A 17,591-nucleotide genomic window follows, 5' to 3' on the forward strand; every position below is an offset into this window, starting at 1 on the left:
GCGAGCATTAGCTGACGCGGCGACGACACGGAGGTCCGGGCAAATGGCGGGGTACGCGCTCTTGGCGAAGGCGGCATCGACGGTGGTCACCGGCCTCGTCGGCGTGACGGCCTACGAGGTGGTGCGCAAGGCCGTGGCCAAGGCACCGCTGCACGAGACCGCGGTGTCGGCGGCGGAGCTGGGCCTGCGTGGAACCCGCAAGGCCGAGGAGGCCGCCGAGTCGGCGCGGCTGAAGCTCGCCGACGTGATGGCCGAAGCCCGCGAACGCATCGGCGAGGAGGCGCCAACCCCGGCCGTCGCGGACGTCCACCAGCACGACCACTGATCTTTCGCGGACATGCCCGCCCACCTGGCCGTGGTGCCCGACATCGCCACGAATGACGCTGCGCTGCGGGTCATTTCGGACGCCGCCGGACGTATGCGGGTCTCCGTTGAATGGCTGCGGGACGATTCGCGCCGCGCGGTGGCCGTCGAGGAGGGGGTCGCCGCGCAGGACGGCGTGCGCGTGGTGCACGCCTACCCGCGCACCGGTTCCGTCGTCGTCTGGTATTCGCCGCGGCGCTGCGACCGCGCCGCGGTGCTGGCCGCGATCGGCTCCGCCGCCCACGTCGCCGCCGAACTGATCCCGGCGCGCGAGCCGCACTCGTCGGAGATCCGCAACACCGATGTGTTGCGGATGGTCGTCGGCGGCGCGGCGCTGGCCCTGCTCGGCGTGCGGCGCTACGTGTTCGCCCGGCCGCCGCTGCTGGGCCCGAACGGCCGGGTGCTGGCCACCGGGGTCACGATCTTCACCGGCTACCCGTTCCTGCGCGGCGCCCTGCGCTCGCTGCGCTCGGGGCGCGCCGGCACCGACGCCCTGGTGTCGGCGGCGACGGTGGCGAGCCTGGTCTTGCGGGAGAACGTGGTGGCCCTGACCGTGCTGTGGCTGCTCAACATCGGCGAGTACCTGCAGGACCTCACCCTGCGCCGCACCCGGCGGGCCATCTCGGAGCTGCTGCGCGGCAGCCAGGACACGGCGTGGATCCGGCTGGCCGACGGCCAGGAGGTGCAGGTCCCCATCGACAGCGTGCAGATCGGCGACGAGGTGATCATCCACGACCACGTCGCGATACCGGTCGACGGCGAGGTGGTCGACGGCGACGCGATCGTGAACCAGTCCGCGATCACCGGCGAGAACCTGCCGGTTTCGGTGATGGTCGGCGCGCACGTGCACGCCGGGTCGGTCGTGGTGCGCGGCCGGCTGGTGGTGCGCGCCCAGGCCGTCGGCAACCAGACCGCAATCGGGCGCATCATCACCCGGGTGGAGGAGGCCCAACACGACCGGGCGCCCATCCAGACCGTCGGCGAAAACTTCTCCCGCCGTTTCGTTCCCACCTCGTTCGTCGTCTCGGCCCTGACCCTAGCGGTCACCGGGGACGTGCGCCGCGCGATGACGATGCTGCTGATCGCGTGCCCCTGCGCGGTGGGTCTGTCCACGCCGACGGCGATCAGCGCCGCGATCGGCAACGGCGCGCGCCGCGGCATCCTGATCAAGGGCGGATCCCACCTCGAACAGGCCGGCCGCGTGGACGCCATCGTGTTCGACAAGACCGGCACGCTCACCGTCGGCCGCCCGGTGGTCACCAACATTATTGCGCTGCACAAGGATTGGGAGCCCGAGGGGGTGCTGGCCTACGCGGCCAGCTCGGAGATCCACTCCCGCCATCCGCTGGCCGAGGCGGTGATCCGCTCGACCGAGGAGCGGCACATCACCATCCCGCCGCACGAGGAGTGCGAGGTGCTGGTGGGCCTGGGCATGCGCACGTGGGCCGACGGCCGCACCCTGCTGCTGGGCAGCCCCGGGCTGTTGCGCGCCGAGAAGGTGCGGGTGTCGAAGAAGGCGTCGGAGTGGGTGGACAAGCTGCGCCGGCAGGCCGAGACCCCGCTGTTGCTCGCCGTCGACGGCAAGCTGGTGGGGTTGATCAGCCTGCGCGACGAGGTGCGGCCCGAGGCGGTCGAGGTGCTGAAGCGCTTGCGGGACAGCGGAATTCGCCGGATCTTGATGCTCACCGGCGACCATCCCGACATCGCCCAGGTGGTCGCCGAGGAGCTGGGGATCGACGAGTGGCGCGCCGAGGTGATGCCCGAGGACAAGCTCGAGGTGGTGCGCGCGCTGCAGAACGACGGCCACGTGGTCGGCATGGTCGGCGACGGCATCAACGACGCCCCGGCCCTGGCGGCCGCCGACATCGGGATCGCCATGGGCCTGGCCGGAACCGACGTCGCCGTGGAGACCGCCGACGTGGCGCTGGCCAACGACGACCTGCATGGGCTGCTCGACGTGCGGGACTTGGGCGCCCGCGCGGTGGACGTCATCCGGGAGAACTACGGCATGTCGATCGCCGTCAACGCCGCCGGGCTGATCATCGGCGCGGGCGGCGCGCTGTCCCCCGTGCTGGCCGCCATCCTGCACAACGCCTCGTCGGTCGCGGTTGTGGCCAACAGTTCCCGGTTGATCCGGTATCGGCTGGATTGATCCGGGCGATTACGCGGGTGATTGTGCGGCCGTCACGCTGAGAATGGTCCGCGCAACTAACTCCGGATCGTCCATCATCGGATCATGCCCGGCGTCGGGCAGAGTCAGGAACGTCGCGCCCGGAAGACGCTCGCGGGCGTTGGCCTCGTACCAGGCGACGGGGATGGCGACGTCCTTCTCTGACCACACCACCGTCACCGGGCACGGCAGTGAATCCAGCGGTGCGATCTGCTGGTCGTCGGACGAGCCGACCTCGTCCGCAACCGTGCATCCCAGGAAGTCGTCGAGGATCTCGACTCCCCGGCGTGCGCTGATCCGGTCGCCGTGACACGCGCCGGTCTGGAACACCAGCCGACGGGCCCTCGCCGACTTCAACATCAGCGGCATGATCGGTCGGGCCATGCGCAACGCCCCCCTGCCTCCGTGGACGTGCGCCATCGATTTCGCCCGCAACCCGTCACCGGTCGCCCAAAAGCCGCCGGGCGCGAACGCGCACACCGTGGCCGCCCGCCCGCGGCGGGCCAGTTCGATCGCCAGGAAGCCGCCCATCGAATGGCCGGCGAGATGCGGGCGCTGCAGGCCCTGCTCGTCGAGGTAATGCTCCGCCCAGTCCACCATGTCGTCGACGGTCACGGGCCGTCGCTGCACCGCGGGTCCGCCCCGGTGGCCCGGGGCAGTCGGGGCATATACCTGGTGATAGCTCGAAAGCTGGGGGATGACATCCTGCCATGCCAAGCCCGAAGCGGTCAGGCCGTGGAGCAACACCAGCGCCGGCCTGTCGGAAGCCATGAGGAAGTCTGACACCGCTGCCTTCGACATGCCACCCCGTCGTTATTCTGCCTAGCCCGTAGAGGGCAGCAGCCTCGAGCGGCGCGGTGGGCGCACAGTTCGGACACCCCTGAATCGGCTGTCGGCCGACACGGGTTACCTTTGCAGCGCACCACGGCACGGAAGGCCACCCATGGCAAACAGCACCCCCGCCAAGCCACTTGACGGATTCCGGGTACTCGACTTCACGCAGAACATCGCCGGGCCGCTGGCCGGGCAGGTGCTGGCCGACCTGGGCGCCGAGGTGATCAAGGTCGAGGCGCCTCTGGGCGAGGCGGCCCGGCAGATCACCGCGGTCCTGCCCGGGCGCCCGCCGCTGCCCACCCTGTTTCTGCCCCACAACCGGGGCAAGAAATCGGTGGCGGTCGACCTCACCGACGACGAGGCCAAGCAGCAGATCCTGCGACTGGTCGACACCGCCGACGTCGTGCTGGAGGGGTTTCGCCCCGGCGTGATGGAGCGCATGGGCCTGGGACCCGACGACTTGCGGGCCCGTAACCCCCGGCTGATCTACGCGCGCCTGTCGGCCTATGGCGGCAACGGCCCGCACGGCAGCAGGCCCGGCGTCGACCTGATGGTCGCCTCGGAGTCGGGCATGTCCACCGGCATGCCGACGCCGACCGGCAAGCCGCAGATCATCCCGTTCCAGCTCGTCGACGCAGCCAGCGGTCACGTGCTGGCCCAGGCGGTGCTGGCCGCCCTGCTCAATCGCGAACGCCACGGGGTGGCCGACGTGGTGCGTGTCGCCATGTACGACGTCGCGGTGAACCTGCAGGCCAGCCAGCTCACCATCCATTTGAACAAGCCCAGCGCGGCGCCCAGGCCGGACGCGGCGCCAAAAGCCAAGAAGCGCAAGGGAGTTGGCTTCGCCACCCAACCGTCCGACGCGTTCAAGGCCGCCGACGGCTACCTCGTGATCAGCGCGTACGTGCCCAAGCACTGGGCGAAGCTGTGCGACCTCATCGGCCGGCCCGATCTGCTGACCGACGAGCGGTTCATCGACCAGCGTTCGCGCGCAATGAATTACCCCGAACTGACCGACGAGCTCGAGTCCGCGCTGGCGGCCAAGACCGCGGCGGAATGGGTGGCGCTGCTTCAGGAAGGCGGCCTGATGGCCTGCCTGGCGTACACCTGGAAGCAGGTGGTCGACACCCCGCTGTTCGCCGAGAACGAGCTGGCGTTGCGGGTGGGCAGCGGCGACGACGCGATCACGGTGGTCCGCATGCCCGCGCGCTATTCGAGCTTCGACGCGGTGGCCACCGACCCCCCGCCCGCGCCGGGGCAGCACAACGACGAGTTCCTCACCGCGCCGCAGGCGGCGCCGTAAGCCGTCACAGGCTGGGCAGGCGCACCACCTGAACGAAGAACTCGTCGATCTGCCGGACCGCCTTCATGAATTGGTCCAGGTCAACGGGTTTGGTCACGTAGGCGTTGGCGTGCAACTTGTAGCTGCGCAGGATGTCCTCCTCGGCCGAGGAGGTGGTGAGCACCACCACCGGGATGCGGGCCAGGTCCGGGTCCGACTTGATCTTCTCCAGCAGCTGGCGGCCGTCGTACTTGGGCAGGTTGAGGTCAAGCAGGATGAGGTCGGGCCGCGGCGCGTCCTCGAACTCACCGCGCCGATAGAGGTAGTCGAGGCCCTCCTCGCCGTCGTGCGCGACGTGCAGCCGGTTCTTGAGCTTGTTGTGCTCGAACGCTTCTCGCGTGATGAGCTCGTCTCCCGGGTCGTCTTCGACGAGCAGGATGTCGATGGCTCTACCGTCGGATGTCATTCGTGCGCTCCTTCCAAAGCGGCTGGGCGTTCGGCGTCCGTGGGGGTTTCGGCTGCGGGCATGGGGAGGGTGAACTCGAACCGGGTGCCGTCGGTGCGGGTGGTGTCGATCCGGATCGTGCCGCCATGGTGCTCGACGATCTTCTTGACCAGCGCGAGCCCGACGCCGGTCCCGGCGTACACGTCGCGGCCGTGCAGGCGCTGGAAGATGACGAAGACCTTGTCGGCGAATTCCTCGGGGATGCCGATGCCGTTGTCCGACACGCTGATCACCCATTCGCCGTCGCGACTGCCAATGCCGGCTTCGCATTCGATGACGACGCGCGGCCGGCGATCCTTGTGCCGGAACTTCACCGCGTTGCCAATGAGGTTCTGCCACAACATGGTCAGCAGCATCGGGTCGCCCTTGATCTGGGGGAGCCGCTCCGGGCGCACGATTTCGGCGTCCGACTCCTCGATCGCGGTGGCCAGATTGGCGATGCCGGAGTCCAGCGTCGTGTCGAGTTCCACGTCGGCTTCCGTGGTGCCCAGCCGGCCCACGCGCGAGAAGGTGAGCAGATCGTTGATCAGCGCCTGCATCCGTTTGGCGCCGTCGACCGCGAAGCCGATGTATTCGTGGCCGCGCTCGTCGAGCTGGTCGCCGTAGCGGCGCTCCAGCAGCTGGCAGAACGAGGCGACCTTGCGCAGCGGCTCCTGCAGGTCGTGCGACGCGACGTAGGCGAATTGCTCGAGTTCGGTGTTGGATCTTCGCAATTCGGCGGCCTGCTCATCCAACTGCACCTGGGCCGCACGCGATACGTCCAGTTCCTCGACCATCCGCTTGCGCATGTTCTCCACGTCAAGCGCCATGTCGCGAACGTCCTTGGGCCGCTTGGGCGGCGCGATGTTCTCCTCGAAGTTGCCGTTGGTGATCCGTCGGCACGCCGCGGCCAGCGCCGCGAGCGGCCGGGCGACGGTGTCCCGGATCAAGAATCCCAGCAGGGCGGCGGTGACGAAGAACAACAGCACCATCGCGAAGAGCGCCCGGTCGCGCCACGCGTCGGTGCGTTTGAGGTCGCCGGCCGCGGCCGCCCGCGCCGCGGACAGGTTGGCGTTCTGCCTGTCGAAAAGCGTTCGCAGATGGTCGAATTGGGCCTTGCCGCGCTCCGCGGACGGTTTGTTCGTGACGTTCTTGCCGTTGGGGATCACGTCGGCGATCACCGGTTCGGCATAGCTCGCGCGCCAATTGCCCGCGGCGTTCTCGATCGCGTCCAGGTCGCCGATCAGGTCGGGCCGCTGACCCAGCCGTCGCCGGATCTCTTCCGCCGCAGCCTGTTCGGCGTGCTGGCCGTCGTAGTACGGGGTCAGAAACTGCCGATCCCCGGCGATCAGATAGCCACGGATGCCCGTCTCCTGGTCGCGCAACGCGGCCTGCAGCTCGAAGGCCGCCACCCGCGCCGGCTGGATGTTGTCGACGAGCTGGTGCGTCATGTCGTCGGTGCGGTTCAGCAGCAGCGCGCCGACGACCGCGCCGGCCAGCACCATCACGCCCATGCTGATCAGCACGACGGCCTGCCACCCGCGCACGGTGAGCTCCGAGAGACGCAGGCCGCGCAACGTCGCGGTCACGCGGTGGTCCTTTCGATCCGCAGCACGGCGATGTCGTCGGTGAGCCCGCCGTGGGACTGGGCGAGTCCCTGGGCGCCGTCGATCAACGCGTCGACGAACTCCGGGCCGGGCTTGTCCGCGTGCGCCCGGGCCAGCTCGAGCAGGCCGTCCTCGCCGAGGCGTTGGTTGCCGCGTCCCGCGTAGCCCTCGAACAGCCCGTCGGTCAGCAGCAGCAGGCCCTGGCCCGCCGGCAGGTCCATCTCGTAGCGGGGCCAGTCGTCGGCGCGCAGCCCCAGCGCCGGGCCGCCCGGCGGCTCCACCCATTCGACGGTCCCGTCGCGCTGCAACAGCATCGCCGGGTGGCCGGCGCGGATCGCGGTGATGCGCGGGCCGTCGGCCGGGATCTCGAGGGCGAGCACCGTCGCGAAAACCCCTGTGCCCGTTCGCTCGGAGTGCAGCACCCGCTCCAGCTGACGCATCAATTCCACGCCGTGCACGCCGGCGAAGGTGAGCGCGCGAAACGCGATCCGCAGCGCCGCGCCGAGCGCGGCCTCGTGCGGTCCGTGGCCGGCGACGTCGCCGATCAGGACGTGCACCACCCGGTCGGGCGTCTGGACGACGTCGTAGAAGTCGCCACAGAGCAACGCATTCTCCCGGCTGGGCCGGTACCGGGCGACGATGTCGACCCCGGGATGGTCCAGCAGCAGGGGCGAGGGCAGCAGGCCGCGTTCCAGCAGCGCGTTCTCGCGGGCGCGCAGCTGGGTCGCGTGCAGGTCGGCGGCGATCAGCTCGGCGCGCTTGCGCTCGATCGCGTACAGCAGCGCCCTGCGCAGCATCTCGGGCTCGACGCGGCCCTTGACCAGGTAGTCCTGCGCACCCGCCGCGACCGCGGAGGCCCCGAAGTACTCGTCGTTCAGCCCGGTCAGCACGACGATCGGGACGGTGGCATCGCGCTGGGCGATGCGGTCCAGCGCGTCGATGCCGTTGGCGTCGGGCAGGTGCAGGTCCAGCAGCACGCAGTCGGGGCGGGCGGACGCCAGCTCGCGCTCGGCGTGCGCCATCGACTGCGCCCACACCACCCGGATGTCGGCCAGCGCGTCGGCGATCAGTTCCTCCACCAGCAGGGCGTCGGCACGGTCATCCTCGACCAGGAGCAACGACAGGGACTGCCAACTCGCCGCCGGCGTCACGGGAGCGCCCGCGGGCATCAAATCCCGGTCACCCGTCGACGCGCAAAGGAAGTCGCGCTGTTCACTTCGACCCCCCTGGCTGCGGAACGACCCATCTGGACGACTCTACGGTGGCCAATCGGCCCGAGAACGGTTAACCGCCGGAGATCCTATAGGTCAACGCAGCAACGCCCGCGACATGACCACCCGCTGAATCTGGTTGGTGCCCTCATAGATCTGGGTGATCTTGGCGTCGCGCATCATCCGCTCCACCGGGAAGTCGACCGTGTAGCCGGCACCGCCGAAGAGCTGCACCGCGTCGGTGGTCACCTCCATCGCCACGTCGGAGGCCCAGCACTTGGACGCCGCGGAGATGAACCCGAGGTTGGATTCGCCGCGCTCGGCGCGGGCGGCCGCGTGGTACACCATCAGCCGGGCGGACTCGAGCTTCATGGCCATGTCGGCCAGCATGAATTGGACACCCTGGTTGTCGCTGACCGGGCTGCCGAATTGCTTGCGGTCCTTGGTGTAAGCGATGGCGGCGTCCAGCGCACCCTGGGCAATGCCGACCGCCTGGGCGCCGATCGTCGGCCGGGTGTGGTCCAGCGTCGCCAGCGCGGTCTTGAAGCCGGTGCCCGGCTCGCCGATGATCCGGTCCCCCGGGATGCGGCAGTTCTCGAAGTACAGCTCGGTGGTCGGCGAGCCCTTGATGCCGAGCTTGCGCTCCTTCGGGCCGACGGTGAACCCCTCGTCGTCGGCATGCACCATGAACGACGAGATGCCGTTGGCGCCCTTGTCCGGGTCGGTCACCGCCATGACGGTGTACCAGCTCGACTTGCCGCCGTTGGTGATCCAGCACTTGGCGCCGTTGAGGATCCAGTCGTCGCCGTCGGCCTTGGCCCGGGTCCGCATCGAGGCCGCGTCGCTGCCGGCCTCCCGCTCGCTCAGCGCGTAGGAGGCCATCGCGGTGCCGTCGGCGATCGACGGCAACACCTGCTTCTTGAGCTCGTCGGAGCCGCGCAGGATCAGCCCCATGGTGCCCAGCTTGTTCACCGCGGGAATCAGCGACGCCGACGCGTCGACGCGCGCGACCTCCTCGATCACGATGCACGCCGCCACCGAATCGGCGCCCTGGCCGCCGTACTCCTCCGGGACGTGCACGGCGTTGAAGCCCGACGCGTTCAGCGCCTCCAGCGCCTCGTCCGGGAAGCGCGAGTTCTCGTCCACATCGGCGGCGTGCGGGGCGATCTCCTTCTCCGCCAGCGCGCGGATCGCCGCCCGCAACTCGTTGTGCTCCTCGGGCAACTGGAACAGATCAAACGTGGGGTCTCCGGCCCAACCAGCCATCCTGGCCTCCTCTTTGCTACTAGCCGGTAACTTTACCCTGGCGCTGCTGCAGCGCCTCATCCTTGGCCCGCACGGCCTCGGCCAGCTGCTCTTGGAAGTCGGCGATCCGCGCCCGCAGCGCGGGGTCCGACGATCCGAGGATGCGCACGGCGAGCAGGCCCGCGTTGCGGGCGCCGCCGATCGAGACCGTGGCCACCGGGACGCCCGCCGGCATCTGCACGATCGACAGCAAAGAGTCCAGGCCGTCGAGCCGGCCCAGCGGCACCGGCACCCCGATCACCGGCAGCGGGGTCGCCGACGCGACCATCCCGGGCAGGTGGGCGGCGCCGCCGGCGCCGGCGATGATCACCTCGAGGCCGCGGCCGGCCGCCCCGCGCGCGTAGTCGAACATCACCTGCGGGGTGCGATGCGCCGAGACCACCCGGACCTCGGTCGGGATGTCGAACTCCGCGAGCGCCTCGGCGGCGTCGGCCATCACCGACCAGTCGCTGTCGCTGCCCATGATCACGCCGACCCTGGGGGTGCTAGTCATGGCCATTCATGCCGCTTCTCCTCATCGCTTGGGCTCTGCATCGTCGCCGGCATGTGGATCCCATCCGTCCGACCACTGCCCCTGTGACAACCAGTGTGCCGCGAGCTCGGCACGCTCCCGCAGCGCGGGCAACTCCGCCACGTCGGCGCCGAGGAAATTGATGTGCCCGACCTTGCGGCCGGGCCGTTCCTCCTTGCCGTACAGGTGGACCCGGGCGTCGGGCATCCGCGCGAAGAGGTGGTGCAACCGCTCGTCGACGCTCATCGCCGGGGCGTCCTTCGCGCCCAGCACGTTGGCCATCACGGTCACCGGCGCGAGGGCGTCGGTGTCGCCGAGCGGATAGTCCAGCACCGCGCGCACGTGCTGCTCGAACTGGCTGGTGCGCGACCCGTCCATGGTCCAGTGGCCGGAGTTGTGCGGCCGCATCGCCAGCTCGTTGACCAGCAGCTCGCCGTCGACCGTCTCGAACAGCTCGACCGCGAGCACCCCGACGACGCCGAGCTCGGCGGCCAGCCGCAGCGCCAGCTGCTGGGCCTCGGCGGCCCGCTCGGGCGCCAGCTCCGGCGCGGGCGCGATCACCTGCACGCAGATCCCGTCCCGCTGGACGGTCTCGACCACCGGCCACGCCGCGCCCTGGCCGAACGGCGACCGGGCCACCAGCGCCGACAGCTCGCGGCGCAGGTTCACCTGCTCCTCGGCCATCACCGGCACCCCATCGCCCAGGAAACTGGCCGCGATCTCTCGCGCGTGCGACGGGTCGCGGGCCATCCGCACCCCGCGGCCGTCGTAACCGCCGCGGACCGCCTTGACCACCACGGGGCCGGCGATGAGCTGCGCGAAGGCGTCCAGTTCGTCGACGCTTCGGATCTCGGCGTAGCGGGGCACCGCGGCGCCCAGGGCCTCCATCCGTCGCCGCATGACCAGCTTGTCCTGGGCGTGCACCAGCGCCTGCGGCGGCGGCGCCACGTTGACGCCCTCGGCGACCAGCTTGTCCAGCAGTTCGGTCGGCACGTGCTCGTGGTCGAACGTCAGCACGGTGGCCCCGGCCGCGACCCGGCGCAGGTCCTCGAGGTCGGCGTGCGAGCCGATCACCACGTCGGGGGTGACCTGCGCGGCCGACTCGTCGGGCGCGGTGGCCAGCACCCGAAGTGTCTGCCCCAGCGCGATCGCGGCCTGGTGGGTCATCCGGGCGAGCTGGCCGCCACCGACCATGGCGACCAACGGCGCTGCTGCGGGGGCGCCCCCCGCCGGGGGTGTACTCGGCACGGCGTTCATGGTGTCACGGCGCGGGCGGTGTGTTGACCGGCGGTGACACCGAATCGTTATGTACGATTTTGCGTCGCTTTTGTGTCCGTCCGTACACTGACCACTTGTGCCCTTCGCCGAAGCCGCAATCGAGCGTATGCCCGGGTTTATTCAGCCCTATTTGCTGCGCCACCACGAACTGATCAAATTCGCCATCGTCGGCGGCACCACGTTCGTGATCGACTCGGCGATTTTCTACACGCTGAAGCTGACAATTCTGGACCACAAGCCGGTCACCGCGAAGGTCATCGCCGGCATCGTCGCGGTCATCGCGTCCTACGTGTTGAACCGGGAGTGGAGCTTCCGCGATCGCGGCGGCCGCGAACGTCACCACGAGGCGCTGCTGTTCTTCGCGTTCAGCGGGGTGGGGGTGCTGCTGTCGATGGCGCCGCTGTGGTTCTCCAGCTACGTCCTGCAGCTGCGCGAGCCGACGGTGTCACTGACCGTGGAGAACATCGCCGACTTCATCTCCGCCTACATCATCGGCAACCTGCTGCAGATGGCGTTCCGCTTCTGGGCGTTCCGGCGCTGGGTGTTCCCCGACGAGTTCGCGCGCAACCCCGACAAGGCCCTGGAATCCGCCCTCACCGCCGGCGGCATCGCCGAGATGCTCGAGGACGAGATCGAGGGCGGCAACGTCACGCTGCTGCGCGCCTGGCGCAACCGGGCCGGCCGGTCGGCTCAGCTGGGCGACTCGTCCGAACCGAGGGTGTCGAAGACTTCGTGATACAGCAGCGCGTGCACCTCGCGCAGCCGCGGAATGTCGTAGAACTCCAACGGATCCTGTGACGCCGATTCGATAATCAGCGTCCCGGTGCGAAACATCCGTTCGGTGATCCGGTCGCGGAATTCCACACTATTGATCCGCGCCAGCGGAATATCGATCCCGGTGCGGGTCAGCACGCCGTGCCGAAACATCACCCGCCGGTTGGTGACGACGAAATGGGTGGTCAGCCAGGTCAAGAACGGCCACAGCGTCAGCCAGCCGACGATCACCAGCCAGATGCCCCAGATCACCCCGTAGATGATGTTTTTGGCCAGCTGACCCCAATGCGTCGAGTTGAGGTACCCGGACCCGAACGACGCGAGCGCGGTGACCAGCAACAGGACCACGACCGGCCAGATCAAGCGCTTCCAGTGCGGGTGGCGGTGGACGATCACCTGTTCGCCGGCGGCCAGGACATTATCCGGGTAGCTCACCCGCCCGAAGCTACCGCAAATGCACCACGTCACCGGCCGAAACGACGACGGTCTGGCCGCCGGCCTCGATGCACAGCCTGCCCTGGTCGTCGACCGCGGTCGCGGCGCCGACGATTTCCTTGCCGCCCGGCAGGTGCGCCCGCACCCGGGTGCCGACGGTCAGGCTGCGCGCCCGATAGTCGGCGGCCAGCGCCCAGTCGGCCCCGCGTGCGGCGCGCCAGGCCACGATCCGCCGGCCCAGCTCGGACAGCAACCCGGACACCAGCCGGGTCCGGTCGGGCGCCGGCACGCCCAGGTCGAGCAGCGAGGTGGCCCCGTCAATGCCGGCTGGAGCCTCAAACACGTTGAGCCCCAGGCCGATCACCACCACCGGCCGCGCCACCTCGGCCAGGATGCCCGCGAGCTTGCCCGGCGGGTCACCCGCCAGCACGTCGTTGGGCCACTTGAGCCCCACCGGGACGCCGGCGAGCAGCGGGGCCACCGCGTCGACCACCGCCACCCCGGTGGCCAGCGGCAGCCAGCCCCAGCCGGCCGTCGGCACGTCGACGATGCTGACGCCGACCGACATCGTGATCTGCGCCCGCGGGGCGGCCGACCAGCCGCGGCCGTGCCGCCCGCGCCCGGCGGTCTGGTGCTCGGCGATCAGTACGGCCCCGGCCACGTCGGTGCCCGACGCCGCTTGCGCCAGCATGTCGGCGTTGGTGGAGCCGGTGTGCTCGACGACGTCGAGCCGGCGCCAGCCGAGTCCGGTGCCGATCAGCTCGGCGCGCAGCGCGCCCTCGTCCAGCGGTGGCCTGAGCTGATCCCGGTCTGTCATCGCCTGTCCCCCATATCCATCCCGGCCAGGTGGCTAAACAGCATGCTGCTCGCCCGGATCCGTGGTGCGGCCGTTGAGTTGCGTGCGCGGAAACCGCCTCCAACCAAGCACGAAGCCTGCCGTGAGCAACGCCGCCCCGCCGGCGACCGCCGCCCGGACGCCGCCGATGAAGTCTTTGTCGGCGACGCGCACGACCAGACGCTCCTGCGCTGATGTCATTGGGTGGCCCGGACCAATGTTTGCGGGGTGGGCGGACGGATTCGCCCCCTTCACTACGGCCGCGATGACCGCTTTGCGTTCGGCGGGATCGGCGATGACGGGGTCCAGCCGGGCCGGCAACGTCGCGCTCAGCCAAACCGCGAGGACGGAGCCGAAAAGTGCGACGCCGAAAATGCTGCCGAGCGACCGCTGCAGATTGATCAGGCCGGCGCCCATACCGGCTCGGTGATCGTCAACCTCGGTCATCGCCAGCTGCACCAGTGGCGTGGCGCAGCCGCCATACCCCGCACCGAAAAGCGCCAGCCCCACGATCACCACGGGCATTGCGCGTCCGATGCCGGCCGCGAACAGCGCCAACCCGATGATCGACGCCGCCAGACAGACCAGCGCCGGCAGCCGTGGGCCCCAACTTTCCACCGCCCGGCCAGCCAGCACGCTCGCGACCCCGAATGCCACCGGGACCGGCAACAACAGCAAACCCGCGTGCATGGGAGAGAACGCGCGGACGTTTTGGAAATGCTGGGTGGCCACCATCAACAATCCGAAAAAGCTGGACGCCACCAGGAAGTAGACCAGCAGCGCCGACCGGTACACCGGCCGCGTAAGCAACTGAAGATCGATCAACGGGAATGCCGCGCGGCGTTCGTGCCGAACAAACAGACACAGCAGCACGAGAGCCAGCAGCAGCGTCGTCCCGACGACGGCAAGCTCCCGATGCATGCGCGGGACCTCGATCAGTGCGTAAGCGATCATCGCGATCGCCGGGGCGAACATCAGCTGACCCGGCCAGTCGAGTTGGGTCGGATCGGGATCCCTGGACTCGGCGACGGCAACCAGCGTGAGGAGCGCGACGATTGCCCCCATCGGGACGTTCACCGCGAAGACGCTGCGCCATCCGAAGTTCTGGACCAGGAACCCACCCAGCGCCGGGGAAACGGCTGCACCGACGCTCCCGATGGCCATCCAGCCGGCGATCGCCCGCGCTTTCAACCCCGGGTCGGGAAACGCGTGACTGAGCAGGGCGAGAGACAACACCGAAATGAACGCCGCCCCAACGCCCTGAACGATGCGCGCCACCGTGAACAGTCCAAGACTGACCGGTAGCGCGCACACCACGGAGGAGACGACGAACACCGCGAGCCCGATCAGAAAACCGCGCTTGCGACCGTACCGATCACCCAGCAAGGCGCAGCTCATCAGCACGGCAGCCATCCCCAGGCTGTAGCCCGCGACCGCCCACTGAAGGCCTCGCTCACCCGCCTTGTACGCCGCCTGGATGCTGGGCAGCGCGACGTTGACGACGTTGACGTCCACACACACGACGAAGATGCCCAGCCCGGCCGCGACCACGGTCATCCGCTGGCGCGCCGTCATCGCCGGATGGGCACGCTGCACCTCGGTCATTGCGACAAGCTTTTCGCGACGGGTTCCGGACGGTCGCCCATCACGCCCTCCTTGCACGGACCCCGGGTGGTAGCCCGATTTCGGCGGTAGTGACGAATCGCCGCGCAGCTAATTTTGCTCGTCTCGCCTGACTTGGGCGGCTTTTTGCCTACCACCTACATGAACGGGCCCTTCATTGGGAGCCGGGTAAGCCGCCGCTAAGCTCGACTCCCATGACGAGCGTTACCGACCCCTCTTCTCACACCGCAGAGCCGGCTGCCGAACACACCATCGACATCCACACCACGGCGGGCAAGCTCGCCGAGCTGCACAAGCGCCGGGAGGAGTCGCTGCACCCGGTGGGTGAAGAGGCCGTCGACAAGGTGCACGCCAAGGGCAAGCTGACCGCCCGCGAGCGCATCTACGCCCTGCTGGACGAGGACTCGTTCGTCGAGCTCGACGCGCTGGCGCGGCACCGCAGCAAGAACTTCGGCCTGGAGAACAACCGCCCGCTCGGCGATGGCGTGGTCACCGGCTACGGCACCATCGACGGCCGCGAGGTGTGCATCTTCAGCCAGGACGCCACCGTGTTCGGCGGCAGCCTCGGCGAGGTGTACGGCGAGAAGATCGTCAAGATCCAGGAGCTGGCGATCAAGACCGGCCGCCCGCTGATCGGCATCAACGACGGCGCCGGCGCCCGGATCCAGGAGGGCGTCGTCTCGCTCGGCCTGTACAGCAAGATCTTCCGCAACAACATCCTGGCCTCCGGCGTGATCCCGCAGATCTCGCTGATCATGGGCGCCGCCGCCGGTGGGCACGTGTACTCCCCCGCGCTGACCGACTTCGTGGTCATGGTCGACCAGACCAGCCAGATGTTCATCACCGGGCCCGACGTCATCAAGACCGTCACCGGCGAGGACGTCACCATGGAGGAGCTGGGCGGCGCCCACACCCACATGGCCAAGTCGGGCACCCTGCACTATGTCGCCTCCGGCGAGCAGGACGCCTTCGACTGGGTGCGCGACCTGCTGAGCTACCTGCCGCCCAACAACGCCACCGACCCGCCGCGCTACGCCGAGCCCGTCCCCGAGGGCGCCATCGAGGACAACCTCACCGACGAGGACCTCGAGCTGGACACGCTGATCCCTGACTCGGCGAACCAGCCGTACGACATGCACGAGGTGATCACCCGCATCCTCGACGACGACGAGTTCCTCGAGATCCAGAACGGCTACGCCACCAACATCGTCGTCGGGTTCGGTCGCATCGAGGGCCGCCCGGTCGGCATCGTGGCCAACCAGCCCACCCAGTTCGCGGGCTGCCTGGACATCAACGCCTCGGAGAAGGCGGCGAGGTTCGTGCGGACCTGCGACTGCTTCAACATCCCGATCATCATGCTGGTGGACGTGCCGGGCTTCCTGCCGGGCACCGGCCAGGAATACAACGGCATCATCCGGCGCGGCGCCAAGCTGCTGTTCGCCTACGGCGAGGCCACCGTCCCGAAGATCACCGTCATCACCCGCAAGGCCTACGGCGGCGCGTACTGCGTCATGGGCTCCAAGGACATGGGCTGCGACGTCAACATCGCCTGGCCGACGGCCCAGATCGCGGTGATGGGCGCGTCGGGCGCGGTCGGCTTCGTCTACCGCAAGCAGCTGGCCGAGGCGGCCAAGGAGGGCAAGGACGTCGACGAGCTGCGGTTGCAGCTGCAGCAGGAGTACGAGGACACGCTGGTGAACCCGTACGTCGCCGCCGAGCGCGGATACGTCGACGCGGTGATCCCGCCGTCGCACACCCGCGGCTACATCGGCACGGCGCTGCGCCTGCTGGAACGCAAGATCAGCCACCTGCCGCCGAAGAAGCACGGGAACATCCCGCTGTGAGCAACGAAAACGGTTCCGAGCTAACCGAAACCACGCACCACGAGCCGCACATCCAGGTGCTCAAGGGCCACCCCACCGACGAGGAGCTGGCCGCCCTGGTCGCCGCGCTCGGCGTCGTCGGCGGGGGCGTGCCCGAACCCCGCGAGCCCGAGCCCACCCGCTGGGGCCTGCCGGTGGATCGGCTGCGTTTCCCGATGTCCAACTACCAGCGGCTCACCATGCAGCAGATGACGCACATGAGGCATTGAGCCGCCTGGTCCTGGGCTCGGCGTCGTCGGGCCGCCTGAAGGTGTTGCGCCAGGCCGGCGTCGATCCGCTGGTCGTGGTTTCCGGCGTGGACGAGGACGCGATCGTCGCCGGGCTGGGGGCCGCCGCCGCGCCGGCCGAGGTGGTGTGCGCGCTGGCGACGGCCAAAGCCGAGCGCGTGGCGGCCGAGCTGGACGCCGCGGCCGCCGCGGATTGCGTTGTCCTGGGCTGTGATTCGATGCTTTACCTCGACGGCGAGCTGTGCGGCAAGCCCGGGTCCCCCGACGCCGCGGCGGCCCAGTGGCGCCGCATGGGCGGCCGGTCCGGCCGGCTGCACACCGGGCACTGCCTGCTGCGGCTCAGCGGTGGCGCCATCACCCATCGGGAAATCGAATCCGCCTGCACCACAGTACATTTCGCCACACTCACGGACGCGGACCTGCGGGCGTACGTCGCCGCCGGGGAGCCGCTGCACGTGGCCGGCGGGTTCACCCTGGACGGACTGGGCGGCTGGTTCGTCGACGGCATCGACGGCGACCCGTCCAACGTGATCGGCGTGAGCCTGCCGCTGCTGCGCTCGCTGCTTCAGCGGGTGGGCCTCTCGGTGGCCGACGTGTGGACTGCGGATACACCCGGTTAGGCCCGCACGCGCAATCCCGCTCCGGCAAAAGAACCGAGAAGTCGTTTATCCAAGTTCAGTTATATTGATGGCCATGTGGACGGTAACGCCGGGGGCAGGACAGGGCGCCGCGGCCGTCATGTCCGCCGATGCTCTCGGGTGTAACCGTT

At 69.3% G+C, this 17,591-nt stretch carries 17 protein-coding genes; 7 read left to right on the forward strand and 10 right to left on the reverse strand.

The features are described 5' to 3' along the window. Positions 1 to 43: 43 nt before the first annotated feature. Positions 44 to 325, forward strand: a complete 282-nt coding sequence (locus A5730_RS21560) for a DUF1490 family protein (RefSeq protein ID WP_067905072.1) — start codon at positions 44 to 46, stop codon at positions 323 to 325. A gap of 12 nt (positions 326 to 337) precedes the next feature. Continuing rightward, positions 338 to 2,515 (forward strand): manganese-exporting P-type ATPase CtpC, encoded by a 2,178-nt coding sequence (ctpC, locus tag A5730_RS21565; RefSeq protein ID WP_067905075.1) that lies wholly within the window; start codon positions 338 to 340, stop codon positions 2,513 to 2,515. Positions 2,516 to 2,524: 9 nt separating this feature from the next. Here the strand turns inward: ctpC and A5730_RS21570 are convergent, their stop codons facing one another. Continuing rightward, positions 2,525 to 3,304, reverse strand: a complete 780-nt coding sequence (locus A5730_RS21570; protein WP_067905078.1) for an alpha/beta fold hydrolase — start codon at positions 3,302 to 3,304, stop codon at positions 2,525 to 2,527. Between the two features lie 172 nt (positions 3,305 to 3,476). Between A5730_RS21570 and A5730_RS21575 the strand changes: the two genes are divergently transcribed. Then, a complete protein-coding gene (locus tag A5730_RS21575) occupies positions 3,477 to 4,670 on the forward strand; it encodes a CoA transferase (RefSeq protein WP_067905081.1) in 1,194 nt (397 codons plus the stop codon). Positions 4,671 to 4,674: 4 nt separating this feature from the next. Here the strand turns inward: A5730_RS21575 and A5730_RS21580 are convergent, their stop codons facing one another. The 6 genes from A5730_RS21580 to A5730_RS21605 form a co-directional block, all read right to left on the reverse strand. Beyond that, a complete protein-coding gene (locus A5730_RS21580) occupies positions 4,675 to 5,115 on the reverse strand; it encodes a response regulator (protein ID WP_067905084.1) in 441 nt (146 codons plus the stop codon). After that, positions 5,112 to 6,647, reverse strand: coding sequence for a CHASE3 domain-containing protein (locus tag A5730_RS21585; protein WP_369829909.1), 1,536 nt, complete (start codon positions 6,645 to 6,647; stop codon positions 5,112 to 5,114). Before A5730_RS21585 ends, A5730_RS21580 begins: the two co-directional genes overlap by 4 nt. Positions 6,648 to 6,718: 71 nt before the next feature. Then, a complete protein-coding gene (locus A5730_RS21590; protein ID WP_067905090.1) occupies positions 6,719 to 7,909 on the reverse strand; it encodes a PP2C family protein-serine/threonine phosphatase in 1,191 nt (396 codons plus the stop codon). Between the two features lie 138 nt (positions 7,910 to 8,047). Next, a complete protein-coding gene (locus A5730_RS21595) occupies positions 8,048 to 9,217 on the reverse strand; it encodes an acyl-CoA dehydrogenase (RefSeq protein WP_067815552.1) in 1,170 nt (389 codons plus the stop codon). Positions 9,218 to 9,236: 19 nt separating this feature from the next. Continuing rightward, on the reverse strand, positions 9,237 to 9,755 hold the full coding sequence (gene purE, locus A5730_RS21600; RefSeq protein WP_067905093.1) for a 5-(carboxyamino)imidazole ribonucleotide mutase: 519 nt from the start codon (positions 9,753 to 9,755) through the stop codon (positions 9,237 to 9,239). A 15-nt stretch (positions 9,756 to 9,770) separates the two neighbouring features. Further along, the gene (locus A5730_RS21605; protein WP_082946941.1) at positions 9,771 to 11,024 is read right to left on the reverse strand and encodes a 5-(carboxyamino)imidazole ribonucleotide synthase; all 1,254 of its coding nucleotides are present in this window, start codon (positions 11,022 to 11,024) and stop codon (positions 9,771 to 9,773) included. Positions 11,025 to 11,121: 97 nt separating this feature from the next. Between A5730_RS21605 and A5730_RS21610 the strand changes: the two genes are divergently transcribed. After that, complete coding sequence (locus A5730_RS21610) at positions 11,122 to 11,781, forward strand: GtrA family protein (RefSeq protein ID WP_067905099.1); 660 nt, start codon at positions 11,122 to 11,124, stop codon at positions 11,779 to 11,781. Here the strand turns inward: A5730_RS21610 and A5730_RS21615 are convergent. Genes A5730_RS21615 through A5730_RS21625 form a run of 3 tightly spaced genes read right to left on the reverse strand, consistent with a single transcriptional unit; the run spans position 11,736 to position 14,664 of the window. Then, the gene (locus tag A5730_RS21615; protein WP_055405326.1) at positions 11,736 to 12,254 is read right to left on the reverse strand and encodes a PH domain-containing protein; all 519 of its coding nucleotides are present in this window, start codon (positions 12,252 to 12,254) and stop codon (positions 11,736 to 11,738) included. The genes A5730_RS21610 and A5730_RS21615 overlap by 46 nt on opposite strands. 10 nt (positions 12,255 to 12,264) lie before the next feature. Then, complete coding sequence (locus tag A5730_RS21620; RefSeq protein WP_067905102.1) at positions 12,265 to 13,071, reverse strand: biotin--[acetyl-CoA-carboxylase] ligase; 807 nt, start codon at positions 13,069 to 13,071, stop codon at positions 12,265 to 12,267. 33 nt (positions 13,072 to 13,104) lie between these two features. Continuing rightward, the gene (locus tag A5730_RS21625) at positions 13,105 to 14,664 is read right to left on the reverse strand and encodes an MFS transporter (RefSeq protein WP_067905207.1); all 1,560 of its coding nucleotides are present in this window, start codon (positions 14,662 to 14,664) and stop codon (positions 13,105 to 13,107) included. Positions 14,665 to 14,906: 242 nt separating this feature from the next. Here A5730_RS21625 and A5730_RS21630 point away from each other — a divergent pair, with 242 nt between their 5' ends. The 3 genes from A5730_RS21630 to A5730_RS21640 are packed head-to-tail and all read left to right on the forward strand — an operon-like array spanning position 14,907 to position 17,442. Then, on the forward strand, positions 14,907 to 16,556 hold the full coding sequence (locus tag A5730_RS21630; protein ID WP_067905105.1) for an acyl-CoA carboxylase subunit beta: 1,650 nt from the start codon (positions 14,907 to 14,909) through the stop codon (positions 16,554 to 16,556). After that, positions 16,553 to 16,804 (forward strand): acyl-CoA carboxylase subunit epsilon, encoded by a 252-nt coding sequence (locus A5730_RS21635; RefSeq protein ID WP_067905108.1) that lies wholly within the window; start codon positions 16,553 to 16,555, stop codon positions 16,802 to 16,804. Before A5730_RS21630 ends, A5730_RS21635 begins: the two co-directional genes overlap by 4 nt. Then, positions 16,801 to 17,442, forward strand: a complete 642-nt coding sequence (locus A5730_RS21640) for a nucleoside triphosphate pyrophosphatase (RefSeq protein ID WP_067905111.1) — start codon at positions 16,801 to 16,803, stop codon at positions 17,440 to 17,442. The genes A5730_RS21635 and A5730_RS21640 overlap by 4 nt, the downstream gene beginning before the upstream one ends. Positions 17,443 to 17,591 lie beyond the last annotated feature (149 nt).

Source organism: Mycobacterium sp. ACS4054 (genome assembly GCF_001667275.1).
In the GTDB taxonomy this organism is placed as follows: Bacteria; Actinomycetota; Actinomycetes; order Mycobacteriales; family Mycobacteriaceae; genus Mycobacterium.

What these genes read in the sequence shown, in the direction of transcription:
- ctpC (WP_067905075.1), top strand. Translation starts at nt 338, where the DNA reads ATGCCCGCCCACCTGGCCGTGGTGCCCGACATCGCCACGAATGACGCT.
- A5730_RS21580 (WP_067905084.1), bottom strand. Translation starts at nt 5,115, where the DNA reads ATGACATCCGACGGTAGAGCCATCGACATCCTGCTCGTCGAAGACGAC.
- A5730_RS21630 (WP_067905105.1), top strand. Translation starts at nt 14,907, where the DNA reads ATGACGAGCGTTACCGACCCCTCTTCTCACACCGCAGAGCCGGCTGCC.
- A5730_RS21575 (WP_067905081.1), top strand. Translation starts at nt 3,477, where the DNA reads ATGGCAAACAGCACCCCCGCCAAGCCACTTGACGGATTCCGGGTACTC.
- A5730_RS21595 (WP_067815552.1), bottom strand. Translation starts at nt 9,217, where the DNA reads ATGGCTGGTTGGGCCGGAGACCCCACGTTTGATCTGTTCCAGTTGCCC.
- A5730_RS21625 (WP_067905207.1), bottom strand. Translation starts at nt 14,664, where the DNA reads ATGACGGCGCGCCAGCGGATGACCGTGGTCGCGGCCGGGCTGGGCATC.
- A5730_RS21590 (WP_067905090.1), bottom strand. Translation starts at nt 7,909, where the DNA reads ATGCCCGCGGGCGCTCCCGTGACGCCGGCGGCGAGTTGGCAGTCCCTG.
- A5730_RS21560 (WP_067905072.1), top strand. Translation starts at nt 44, where the DNA reads ATGGCGGGGTACGCGCTCTTGGCGAAGGCGGCATCGACGGTGGTCACC.
- purE (WP_067905093.1), bottom strand. Translation starts at nt 9,755, where the DNA reads ATGGCCATGACTAGCACCCCCAGGGTCGGCGTGATCATGGGCAGCGAC.
- A5730_RS21605 (WP_082946941.1), bottom strand. Translation starts at nt 11,024, where the DNA reads ATGAACGCCGTGCCGAGTACACCCCCGGCGGGGGGCGCCCCCGCAGCA.
- A5730_RS21570 (WP_067905078.1), bottom strand. Translation starts at nt 3,304, where the DNA reads ATGGCTTCCGACAGGCCGGCGCTGGTGTTGCTCCACGGCCTGACCGCT.
- A5730_RS21620 (WP_067905102.1), bottom strand. Translation starts at nt 13,071, where the DNA reads ATGACAGACCGGGATCAGCTCAGGCCACCGCTGGACGAGGGCGCGCTG.
- A5730_RS21585 (WP_369829909.1), bottom strand. Translation starts at nt 6,647, where the DNA reads ATGGGCGTGATGGTGCTGGCCGGCGCGGTCGTCGGCGCGCTGCTGCTG.